Genomic DNA, 11,370 nt, shown 5'->3' on the forward strand with positions numbered 1-11,370 from the left:
TCAACAAATCCTCACGCGGCAATTGCATCCCACTCGCCATCGCGTCCTCCCATGTCGATTAGGGCACGCCCGTCCTTGCCGCCGGAGAGTCCGGCGGTGCGGGCCTGGGCGCAGAGTAGAAACAGGCGGGAGCGCACGTCAATGAGGCTCGTGGCCCGGAGAATGCTGGAATAACCGGCAGAATCGACCAGAATCCCGGATCGGGACACCCACGCGCGAAAAGCCGCCGGCCCGGAAGGCCGGCGGCTCAGGCAGAGGCGGTCGGGAGACCGGCGGCCGGCCGCCGGGTCCGGCTCAGTACTGCACGCCCTTCGTCAGCGCCCCGTCGATGACGAGGTTCGTGCCGGTGGTGAAGGACGAGGCCGGGCTCGCCAGGAAGACGACGCCGCGCGCGATCTCCTCGGGCGTCGCCATGCGCCCGGTCGGGTTGAGCGAGAGAGCCTGGTTGAACAGGTCCGGCAGATTGTTCTCGATGTACTGCCAGATGCCGCCATCGAAATAGGTGTTGCCGGGCGAGACGCTGTTCACCCGGATCATCTTGCCCGCGAGCTTGTAGGCAAGGCCCTGCGCATAGTGGATGAGCGCCGCTTTGAAGGCGCCATAGGCGGGACCGGTGAAGTCGATCTCACGGCCGGACACGCTGGAGATGACGACGATCGCCGGCGCCCTGCTCTTTTCCAGGTAAGGCAGCGATGCGTTCACGGCACGCACCGTGTGCATCATGTCGACCTCGAACTGCTTGCGCCAGGCCTCCTCGTTGTCCTCCACCGCCAATGCGGAGACGTTGGCGATGAGGATGTCGATCCCGCCAAGCGACGCGGCGGACGCGCCGACCCAGGCCTCGAGCGCCGCCTTGTCGGCGACGTCCACCGCCTGGCCGAAGCTCTTCACGCCCTTGGCCTTGATCGCCGCGACCGCCTCGTCGACCTCGGCCGCATTGCGTGCGCAGATCGCCACGTTCGCGCCCTCGCCGGCCAGGATGTCGGCGCAGCGCCGTCCGATGCCCTTGCTGCCGCCGGTGATCACGGCATTCAGCCCCTTCAATCCCAGATCCATGTCGTCCCCTCCCGGTGTTCCAGCCCGGCCTTCCGGCCTCAGGCGATGTAGGCCTTCTTCATCGACGCGCCGACGGTGTATTTCGGGTCGACCATGTTGCCGAGCCGGACCCGGCCGGCCTGCGTGCACAGGAAATACGCCTCGTCCTCGTCGAAGCCGTAGTCGGTAGCGATCCAGCGGACGAGGTCGCGATAGGCCATGCGGGCCGCGTCCTCCATCGGCCGGGCGCTGCCGACGCTCATGATGAAGTCCTCCGTCTCGAGCCTGGGGCCCGGGACCGACCAGCCCTTGATGAGGTCGACCTGCACCGTGCAGACGGCCGGCATCTCGACGGCCACGCCGCAGAGTTCGCCATCCCCCTGCCGCCCGTGACAGTCGCCAAGGAACAGGTACGCGCCGTCGTGCAGGACCGGGAAATAGACGACGGCCCCTGGCGCGACGTCCGGCAGGTCCATGTTGCCGCCCCAATAGTCGGGCTGGAGGGACGACACCGCCTCGATCTGCGGGCTGACGCCGAGCGTGCCGATGAAGGGCTCGTAGGGCAGCGTCACGCGGTCGCTGAACTTCACGCCCTCCGTCGTCACCTCCATCTTCTTCACCCTCTCGGCCAGTGGGGCGTTGAGCATGGCGGTGGTGGGCGTGGCGACGAGCCCGCCGAATTCGGGAATCAGCGCGGTGGTGCCGACGGGCTGCGGCCCCCGCGGCACGATGGAGAGGATGTGAACCGCCAGCGTGTCGCCGCGCTTCGCGCCCTCGACGGCGATGGGCCCGTTCTGCGGGTTCACGAAGGGCATGGTCAGGACCTTGGAGGGAAGGTCCTTCTCCGTCTTGATGGCGCCGTGGAAGGCGTCGTGCGTCTCGGCGGCCACCACGTCTCCGGGCCGGATGCGCAGCACGGGAGCCGCGTAGGGTCCATAGACGAACTTGTATTCGCCCTGCGCCGCCTCGGTCAGCGCATGCGTGTCGCCGCGCGCGCCCTTGGCCACGCCGAGCCGCCCCATGTAAGACGTGTCGATCCAGCTCATGTCGTCCTCCCCTGCCGCCACGATACAGGCGCCGGCGCGGGAGGAAAGAGCCCGGGCGGAAACGCGGCATTCACCTGGAGCGTGGCAGGGTGTCCGCCGGAGAGCACGCCCTTGCCGCATGGGCGAGGGATCGCGTAAACTCCAGCTCATTGATCGACGCCTTTTGATTCACTCATTGATTGCGCCGCTGTTTGGCGGCAACCGGACATGTCTGCAGCTCAGCACGCAAGCTCTCCCGACAGCACTCTCGTGCCCGGCGCCGTCACGCGCCTGGAGAAGGCCGCCCGTCTCGAGGCGGCTTTGCAGGGCCAAATCGAGAGCGGAGAAACGCCGGCCGCCACGGATATCCTGCAGCTCTCCATCCTGCTGCATGAGGCGCGGCGTCACGAGGACGCAGAGCGCTGGTGCCGCACAGGGCTGCGCCTGACGGGCGAGGACTGGCGGCTTCGCAACGTCATCGCAGTCGCGCTCAAGGCTCTCGGACACTTCGACGAGGCGACGGCCGAGCTGGAGCGTGCCCTCGAATTCGCGCCGGGTGAAGGCGTGCTCCTGTCCAATCTCGGGAACGTCCTGCTGGCGCAAGGCAAGGCCGAGCGGGCCATAGGCGTCTTTGCGATGCTGGTGGATCGGCGCCCCGGCGACGGGCAGGCCAGGCGCATGCTCGGCCTCGCCGCGCGGCGGGCGGGCCGGATCGACGAGGCCATCGCACACGCCGAGACCGCCCGCGCCATGAAGCCGCTGGACGTGCTGGCCTGGGTCGACCTCGTGGCACTGGAGGAGGACAAGGGCAGGCGCGACAAGGCCTTCGCCATTGTCGACCGTGCGATCTCGCTGATCGGACCGGCCCGCGCGCTCGTCGATACGCGGATCAAGCTGCTGCGGCGCGATGGCCGCTACGAGGAAGCCAGACACTACATCGGCGAGCGGATCACCGCCGAGCCCCGCGCGGCGTGGCTGCGTGCGGAATTGGCCCGGACCTTCGCCCTTGACGATCGCCCGACCGCCAGCGTGCACTACGCCGAAGCCCTGCGGCTCGCTCCGGACGACACCGCGATCGTCTCGGCCGCGGCGGACAATCTCGATCGGACACGAGGACCGGCGGAACAGAAGGCCATGGCCGCCGCCTACGTCCTCGCCCGTCTGCGCCTGGTACTCGGCAATCCGCGGCAGGATGCCAAGGCCCTGCGCGGCATCCTGAGCCGATCCTGTGACTTCGAGCGCGCTGAATCCCTGGGCAGCTTCGAGGATCTCGGGCACCACTTCGCAACGACGGGCCAAGAGGCTGCCCTTCACTACATGCTGGGCCAGGTGTCGACGCCCGCGCATCGCCGGCTTTTGGTCGACCTGCACCGGACAGCCTTGCGGCCGCTCGAGGTGATTGCCCGCCAGACGCCGGTGTCGCGCCCTCCTCCGGCCCGGCGCGCGAAAGTGCGCATCGGCTTCATGTCGTCGGACCTGCGTCATCACCCGGTCGCCTATTTCGCCGAGCCGCTGATCACCGGGCTCGACCGCTCGCGCTTCGAGGTCTTCTGCTATTCCTGGAACACGGGCCCCGCGGATCAGATCGAGCGGCGCATCGCGGCCAGCGTCGATACGTTCCGCAAGCACCCCGCCATCACCGACCGGGACGCCGCGCAGCTCATCGCGGCCGACGGGCTCGACATCCTGTTCGAACTCGGCGGATCGACCGACATGAACAAGATAGCCACGATGGCGTGGCAACCGGCTCCGCGCCAGGCGAGCTGGCTCGGCTATCCGCATTCCGCCGGCCTGGAGACGATCGACCGAATTCTCGTCGACCCCTGGCTGGAACCGCCCGACCCCGCCCTGCTCGTCGAGAAGCCCTTCCGGCTGCGCCACAGCTGGGTCGCGCTGCACCAGCCCGGGTTCTCCCCGCTGCCCGCGATCGATCCCCTGGTGCCCTCCGAGCGGACGGGAAGGGTGACGTTCGGCACGATGAACAACATCTACAAGTTCAACCCGGATCTCTTTGCAACCTGGACGGAAATCCTTCTCGCGCTGCCACACTCCGACCTGCTCTTCGTGCGGCCGGAAGCGGGCATGGTCTCCTTCCGCGACAATGTCGGGCGCTTCTTCGAAGAACGCGGCGTCTCGCGCAGCCGGCTCCGTTTCGTCGGCATCCGGGGTGACCATCTCGGCTGGTACAACGCCATCGATGTGGCACTCGACACCTTTCCGCAGACGGGAGGGACGACGACCTGCGAGACGCTGTGGATGGGCGTGCCGGTGGTCACGCTGGTCGGCGAGGCGTTCTTCGAGCGGCTCTCATACTCCAACCTGAACAATGCCGGACTGGGAGAGTGGTGCGCCTTCGATCGCGCCACCTATGTGGCGCTCGCCTTGAAGGCGGCGGCTGACGTCGCCTGGCGGACCGATTTTCGCCGCAACGCCCGGCAGCGCATCGCGGATCATCCGCTCGGGCAGCCACGCACCTTCATTCGCGACTTCCAGGATGCAGCGCTGGCGTGGATGGAGGAGGTACCATGACGCGCGCAGTGATCCTCGCCGGCGGCCGGGGGACGCGGCTCGCCGAGGAGACCGACCTGCGCCCCAAGCCGATGGTGGAGATCGGCGGCCGGCCGATCCTCTGGCACGTCATGAAGATCTACGCGGCAGCGGGGATCACCGAGTTCGTGATCTGCCTCGGCCACAAGGGCGACCAGATCAAGGAGTGGTTCGTCCGCTACCGGTTGCGAGCATCGGATGTGACCGTCGACCTCGCCAGCGGCGAGGTGACCTATCATTCAGGGCCGGCCGAGCCCTGGCGCGTCACGCTCGTGGAGACCGGCGGAGACACGCAGACGGGCGGGCGCCTTCGTCGCGCGGCGCGCCATCTCGATCCGCATCAGCCTTTCCTGCTCACCTATGGCGATGGCGTCGGCGATGTCGACGTCGCCGCCAGCCTGGCGTTCCACCGGTCGCACGGCCGGCTGGCGACCGTGACGGCCGTGACGCCGCCCGGCCGCTTCGGCGCCCTGCAGCGCGAGGGCAACCGGGTCGCCCGCTTCGTCGAGAAGCCGGAGACCGGCGGCGGGACCATCAATGGCGGGTTCTTCGTCATGTCGCCGCGGGTCATCGATTTCATACCGGGCGACGAGACCGTGCTGGAGCGCGACCCGCTGGAGCGGCTCGCGCGCGACGGTGAGCTCATGGCCTTCGAGCATCGCGGGTTCTGGCAGCCGATGGACACGGTGCGGGACCGCAAGGTGCTGGAGGAGCTCTGGGCGACCGGCAACGCGCCGTGGAAGGTGTGGTGATGCGCGTTCCCGACCGCAGCTTCTGGAAGGGACGCCGGGTGCTCGTGACGGGGCATACGGGCTTCAAGGGCTCCTGGCTGCTCCTGATGCTGGAGGAACTCGGCGCGCTCTCCAGCGGCTTCGCGCTGCCGCCCGAGAAGGGCGCGTCGGCCTACGCCGCCCTCGGCGCCGGCCGGAGCGTTGCCGGATGGACGGGCGACATCCGCGATCCCGGAGCTCTGCGCGACGTTCTCGCCGCGGCGCGGCCGGAGGTCGTGGTCCACCTCGCCGCGCAGGCCATCGTGTCGCGTGCCCATGCGGCGCCGGCCGAGACTTTCTCCGTGAACGTCGGCGGGACGGCCACGCTGCTGGAGGCTCTTGTGCACCAGCCCGGCTGGACGGCGGCGCTAATGGTGACGAGCGACAAGGTTTACCGGAACAGCGGGACAGGCGAGCCGTTTCGCGAGGAGGATCCGCTGGGCGGAGAAGACCCCTACTCCGCGTCGAAGGCCGCTTGCGAACTGGCGGTCGCCGCCTTCACCACGACCTACGGAATACTGGGCGCGGTCGCGACGGCGCGCGCCGGCAACGTCGCGGGCGGAGGCGACTTTGGCGAGGACAGGCTGCTGCCTGACCTTCTGCGTGCGGCTCAGTCCGGTGAGGTGCTTCGGTTGCGGAGGCCCCGGGCCACTCGTCCGTTCCAGCACGTGCTGGACGTGCTGACCGGGTATCTCCTGCATGTCGAGGATCTCTGCCGGAAACCGCGGGCGACCCCGACGGCGCTCAATTTCGGCCCCGAAGGCCCGCCGCTCCGTGTCGAGGAGGTCGTCTCCACCTATTGCGAAGCCGCCGGCCAGCGGTTGCCGTGGGTGCCCGAGGGTTCGGAGGCGCTGCCGGAAGCCGAAAAGCTGGCGCTCGATTCGGGGCTCGCGCGGAGCACCCTGTGCTGGACGCCTCGCTTCACCCCGGCCGAAGCCGTGGCTGACACGGCGCGCTGGCATGCGGCGTGGCGGACCGGCGAGGACATGGCGGCTCGCTCGCGCCGCGCCGCGGCAGAGGCGGTGGCACGATGACGGTCGAGGCACCAGCCCACCCGCGAGAGGCGGCATGCCGTGCGGTCGTCCGCTGCCGGTTCTGCGACGGTGATCTGGGCGACCTCCTCTGCGATCTCGGACGGCAGCCGCTGGCCAATGGCTACGTTGACCCGGCCGACGCCCACACCCCGGATCCCGCCTACCCGCTCGCCGTGAGGGTATGCTCGCGCTGCCGGCTCGCGCAGCTCGACCATATCGTCGACGCCCGGTCGATCTTTCGCGACTACGCCTACTTCTCGTCCGTGTCCTCGACCTGGGACCGTCATACGCGGCACTTCGTCGAGGCAGCTGTGCGGCGCTTCCGGCTCGGGCGCAGGAGCTTCGTCGTCGAGGTGGCTTCGAACGACGGGGGGCTGCTCAGCCACGTCATGCGGGCCGGGGTCGGCTGCCTCGGCGTCGAGCCGGCCGCCAACGTCGCGGCGCAGGCGATCGCCAACGGCGTGCCGACGATGATCGGCTTCTTCGGCAAGAGCCTCGCCGACGAAATCGTCAGCCTCCACGGCCATGCGGACCTCGTCGTCGCCAACAACGTGCTCGCGCATGTGCCGGACCTGAACGATTTCGTCGCCGGTCTGGCGCGACTGGCTGGCCAGTCGGGGACCGTGTCGATCGAGACGCCTCACCTCGCCAGGCTGGTGACGCAGGTGCAGTTCGACACGATCTACCACGAGCACTACGCCTACTGGTCCTTTCACGCCGCGGAACGCGTCCTCGCCGCGCACGGTCTGCACGTCTTCGACATCGAGCGCCTGTCCACCCATGGCGGGTCCCTGCGAATCCTCGCAAAGAGCCTGAGGAGCTACGAGACCACGCCCCGCCTCGCCGCCGTGCGGGTGGAGGAGTGCTGCCTGGGGCTGGAGGACGGCTTCGCCTATCACGGCTTCCAGCGCCGTGTCCTCGGCGTGCTGGACGGGTTTGCAGCCTGGCTCGACAGCAGCCGAAGGGACGGGCACGCCATCGCCGCCTATGGCGCGGCCGCCAAGGGCAACACCTTCCTGAATGCCGCCTGCGTCGGCGCTGCCGACATCCCGTGCGTCGCGGATGCCGGCCGTGCGAAGCAGGGCCGCCTGCTGCCGGGCAGCCGGATTCCCGTGGTCACGCCGCAGGAGATGCTGGACGGTAGGCCTTACGAGGTGCTCGCCCTGCCCTGGAACATCGCGGATGAGATCGCGGCGGTGCTTCATCCCATGCGCGAATGGGGCGGGCGCATGGTGACCGCCATTCCCGAAATATCGTCGCGGCCGGTCTAGCGCGTTGCGCATCGAGCCGACACCCCTCCCCGGCCTCGTCGTCGTCGTGCCTCGACCCGTCGAGGATGACCGGGGGTTCTTTGCCCGGACCTGGTGCGCGGAGGACTTCCGGAAAGCCGGCATCGCATTCGCTCCGGTGCAGTCGGGCGTCTCGTGGAGTGCCACGGCCGGTACGCTGCGGGGGCTGCACTGGCAGGAACCGCCGCACGACGAGGCCAAGCTCGTGCGGGTGACCGCCGGGGCAGTGTTCGACGTCTGCGTCGATTTGCGTCCGGGGTCGCCGACACGAGGCAGGTGGCACGGCATGTATCTCGACGCCCGAGAGCGCCATGCAGCGTTCGTGCCCCGGGGCTTCGCGCACGGGCTCATCACCCTCGCCGATGCGACCGAGGTGCACTACGCGATGGACGCGTCCTACGCGCCGGATTCCGCCCGCGGTGCCCGCTTCGACGACCCGGCCTTCGCGATCAACTGGCCGCGCGTGGCCAATGTGGTGTCGCAGCGCGACCTGTCCTGGCCGGCCTGGGAGGCCGGGTCGTGACGCGCCGCGTGCTCGTTACGGGGGCGTCGGGCTTCGTCGGCAGCCGCACGCTCGAGCCTCTTGTGGCGGCAGGGTTCGAGGTGCATGCGGTGTCGCGCTCGCCACCGAGCCCCTCTGCCGGCGTGACGTGGTGGAAGGCCGACCTGCGCGATGCCGGGCAGGCTGGAGTGCTGATGCTGCGCGTGCGCCCGAGCCACGTCCTGCACTGTGCATGGACGGTGGATCACGACCGCTTCTGGTCCAGCCCGGACAATCTCGACTGGGCCGGTGCCACTCTTGCGCTGGCCCGGGCGGCCGCCGAGGCGGGCACGATCCGGTTCGTGGGCGTCGGCACCTGCGCGGAATACGACTGGCGCGACGGCGGCGCCTGCCCACGCTTCGAAAGCGACCCGCTGGGGCCGGATACGGTCTATGGCGAGGCGAAGGCGGCAGCGTACCGCCTGCTGGCGCGTTACTTTCGCGAGAAAGAATCGTCCTTTGCCTGGGGGCGTCTGTTTCACCTCTACGGCAAGGGCGAGCATGCCCGCCGGTTCGTGCCGTCGCTCCTCTCCGACCTCGCTGCGGGCCGCCGGGCCCGCGTGCGCAACGGCGCCCTGGTGCGTGACTACCTTCCCGTGACCGCCGCCGGTGAAGCGCTGGCTGCGCTCGTTTCGTCGTCTTGCCAGGACGCGGTGAATGTCGCCAGCGGCCGGCCGGTCACGCTGGCAGACCTCGCGGGCCATGTGGCGGAGCAGGCCGGCCGGCGGGGGTGCGTGGAGATCCTGTCTGCCGAACCGGGGCCTCGTGAGGTGGCCTCGATGATCGCCGAAACGGGCCGGCTGTCCCGCGAGGTCGGCTGGCGGGCGCCGGATGGCTGGCCGGGGCTGGCCACGCCCGAGGCCCTGCACGAGAGCTGAGTTCGCTGCCAACCGCCAGCCCCGCGAACCACGGCGCTGCATATGCGTTGGGGCAAAACGGAGGGACCGTCACATGATCAGGACAGACACCCCGGCCTTCGCCCGCCTCGTGCCGCTGATCGCGGCAGCGAGCCTTCTCGCCGTTCTGGCGATGCTCCCGGCCGGCGCCTGACCGGCCGGGGCATCTCAAGCGCGATCAGGGGCAGACCAAAACCTTGCGGCGGTGCGGGTTGCCCCAGGAGTCGTAGACGACTTGGCGCTGGTAGAAGCACTCGTCGCCATACCCGTAACCAGCCTCATAGGCCGGCGGCCCCGCGTAGACCGGCGCACCGTAGCCGTAGGACGGTGCCGTCGCGAGTGCGCCGAGCGCCAGCCCGCCGATGACGCCGGCTGCCGCCGCCGCGCCGGGGTTCCAGCCACCCCGATATCCGTAGCCGTGACCGTAGCCATACCCGTAGCCGTGACCATAGGGACCGTAGCGCCACGTCCCCGTCCGGGCACCGGCCTCGGCGGGAATGGCTGCGAGAAGGCTGGCGCCGAGCGCGAGCCCGGCGAGCGCGACGGCTCCTGTGCGTTTCATCAACATGACGCCCTCCATACAAGGTTGCGCAACCCTAGGCTGCTCAACCTGAACACTAGCCGAACGACGGCCTGCCGATCTGAAACGTTTCGCACATCACGAAAGCGCGCCTGACTGGCGGTGAGACATCGCGGCAGTCCTGCCGATGCGAATCCGGTGTAGACGGGCGGCATGGAACCGTCTTCCATCGAAAGCTCCCGCCAGCAGCCCGTGTTGCGTACCACCTCCATGCCGTCACACTTCTCGTGGTCCGTCGCGAAGTCCGCCCTGATCGCGGTGCTTCTGGGCGGCTGCATCACGACCCCGCCGCCCGACGCGAAGCTGGACGTGCCCTCGCGCTACACGAACGCCGGCGGAGGTGCTGCGGCCCCGCTTGCGACGGACTGGTGGAGGGCGTTCCGGTCGCCCGAGCTGACGCGCTACGTGCAGGATACAGAGGCCGGAAACCTCGATATCGCAGCGGCGCAGGCCCGCATCGTCCAGGCGGACGCCAATGCCAGGGTCGCAGGCGCGCCCTTGCTGCCCAGCATCGACCTGAACGGGTCTGGCGAACGCAGCCGCTCGGCGGATCTTGCGCGCATTCGCGGCGTGAACGGGAACACGGTTCGCAACCTGTTCTCGACGGGTCTGGGCGCCAGCTACGAACTCGATTTCTGGGGCAAGAACCGCCTCACCTATCAGGCGGTGCAGGACGTGGCGCAGGCCTCCCGCTTCGACCGCGACACGATCGCCCTGTCGAGCGTCGCATCGACCGCCACCACCTATTTTCAGGTGCTCGGTGCCTATGAGCGCCGGTCCATCGCGCGCAAGAACATCGAAAGCGCGAGCCGCATCCTCGGCATCATCCAGGAGCGGCTGGCGGTCGGCACGGCGACCTCCCTCGACCTCGCCCAGCAGGAGAGCGTGGTCGCCAACCTCAAGGCGCAGATCCCGCCGCTCGACCAGGAGATCGGGCAGAACGAGGCCAACCTCGCCATCCTGCTCGGCCGCGCCCCGGAGCGCATCACCGTGAAAGGGCGCGGCTTCGGCGCCACGGCGCTTCCGGCGGTGAAGCCCGGACTTCCCTCCGAACTCCTGCTGCGCCGGCCCGACATCGCTTATGCCGAAGCGCAGCTTGCCGGGGCCCATGCCGACGTCGGCGCGGCGCGGGCCGCTTTTTTCCCGTCCATCAGCCTGTCGGCGCAGGGCGGTTTCGAGAGCCTCGCCCTGCGCAGCCTGTTCAACCCGGCTGCAGGCTTCGCCAGCATGGGCGCCAATCTCGTGCAGCCCATCTTCCAGGGCTTTCGGCTGGAGGGCCAGCTGGAGCAGGCGCAGGGACGCGAGGCCGAGCTCCTGCAGGCCTACCGCAAGTCCGTCATCAGCGCGTTCGCCGACGTCGAGAAAGCGCTGATCGCCACCCGCCAGCTGGCCCTGCAGGAGAAGCTGCAGCGTGACGCGCTGGAAAGCGCGCGGCGGGCCTATGAAATCTCCGAACAGCGGCTGCGGGAAGGCACGGTGGACATCGTCACCGTGCTGACGACGCAGCAGACGCTGTTCGAGGACGAGGACGCCGTGGCACGCACGCGGCTGTCGCGGCTTCTCGCCGCAGTGCAGCTCCACCAGGCTCTCGGAGGCGGCTGGACTGCTCCGGCGGGCGGGCAGGACAAGGCGAAGCCATGATCTCACCCTATA

10 protein-coding genes are annotated in these 11,370 nt (G+C 69.1%); 7 read left to right on the forward strand and 3 right to left on the reverse strand.

The genetic code is table 11. The annotated features are described in order from the left end of the window. Positions 1-294 precede the first annotated feature (294 nt). Positions 295-1,056, reverse strand: a complete 762-nt coding sequence (locus tag AC5JCN_RS06995) for an SDR family NAD(P)-dependent oxidoreductase (RefSeq protein WP_495754317.1) — start codon at positions 1,054-1,056, stop codon at positions 295-297. 38 nt (positions 1,057-1,094) lie between these two features. Continuing rightward, on the reverse strand, positions 1,095-2,081 hold the full coding sequence (locus AC5JCN_RS07000; protein WP_495754318.1) for an acetamidase/formamidase family protein: 987 nt from the start codon (positions 2,079-2,081) through the stop codon (positions 1,095-1,097). Between the two features lie 207 nt (positions 2,082-2,288). On the opposite strand from AC5JCN_RS07000, the gene AC5JCN_RS07005 reads away from it, so the two are divergent. From AC5JCN_RS07005 to AC5JCN_RS07030, 6 genes are read left to right on the forward strand one after another with little or no spacing between them, the layout of a single operon-like run. After that, positions 2,289-4,589: an O-linked N-acetylglucosamine transferase, SPINDLY family protein gene (locus tag AC5JCN_RS07005; RefSeq protein WP_495754319.1), complete on the forward strand. Its 2,301-nt coding sequence runs from the start codon at positions 2,289-2,291 to the stop codon at positions 4,587-4,589. Continuing rightward, the gene (gene rfbF / locus AC5JCN_RS07010) at positions 4,586-5,359 is read left to right on the forward strand and encodes a glucose-1-phosphate cytidylyltransferase (RefSeq protein ID WP_495754320.1); all 774 of its coding nucleotides are present in this window, start codon (positions 4,586-4,588) and stop codon (positions 5,357-5,359) included. The genes AC5JCN_RS07005 and rfbF overlap by 4 nt, the downstream gene beginning before the upstream one ends. Continuing rightward, positions 5,359-6,411 (forward strand): CDP-glucose 4,6-dehydratase, encoded by a 1,053-nt coding sequence (rfbG, locus tag AC5JCN_RS07015; protein WP_495754321.1) that lies wholly within the window; start codon positions 5,359-5,361, stop codon positions 6,409-6,411. The genes rfbF and rfbG overlap by 1 nt, the downstream gene beginning before the upstream one ends. After that, positions 6,408-7,682 carry a class I SAM-dependent methyltransferase gene (locus tag AC5JCN_RS07020; protein ID WP_495754322.1) on the forward strand — a complete coding sequence of 425 codons (1,275 nt, stop codon included), beginning with the start codon at positions 6,408-6,410 and terminating at the stop codon, positions 7,680-7,682. The genes rfbG and AC5JCN_RS07020 overlap by 4 nt, the downstream gene beginning before the upstream one ends. 4 nt (positions 7,683-7,686) lie before the next feature. After that, the gene (rfbC, locus tag AC5JCN_RS07025; protein WP_495754323.1) at positions 7,687-8,223 is read left to right on the forward strand and encodes a dTDP-4-dehydrorhamnose 3,5-epimerase; all 537 of its coding nucleotides are present in this window, start codon (positions 7,687-7,689) and stop codon (positions 8,221-8,223) included. Next, complete coding sequence (locus AC5JCN_RS07030; protein WP_495754324.1) at positions 8,220-9,119, forward strand: NAD-dependent epimerase/dehydratase family protein; 900 nt, start codon at positions 8,220-8,222, stop codon at positions 9,117-9,119. Before rfbC ends, AC5JCN_RS07030 begins: the two co-directional genes overlap by 4 nt. 196 nt (positions 9,120-9,315) lie before the next feature. On the opposite strand, the gene AC5JCN_RS07035 is transcribed toward AC5JCN_RS07030, so the two are convergent. Next, complete coding sequence (locus tag AC5JCN_RS07035) at positions 9,316-9,699, reverse strand: hypothetical protein (RefSeq protein WP_495754325.1); 384 nt, start codon at positions 9,697-9,699, stop codon at positions 9,316-9,318. 171 nt (positions 9,700-9,870) lie between these two features. Between AC5JCN_RS07035 and AC5JCN_RS07040 the strand changes: the two genes are divergently transcribed. After that, positions 9,871-11,358, forward strand: coding sequence for an efflux transporter outer membrane subunit (locus AC5JCN_RS07040; protein WP_495754326.1), 1,488 nt, complete (start codon positions 9,871-9,873; stop codon positions 11,356-11,358). Positions 11,359-11,370: the final 12 nt, after the last annotated feature.

The organism is Alsobacter sp. (assembly GCF_059501845.1).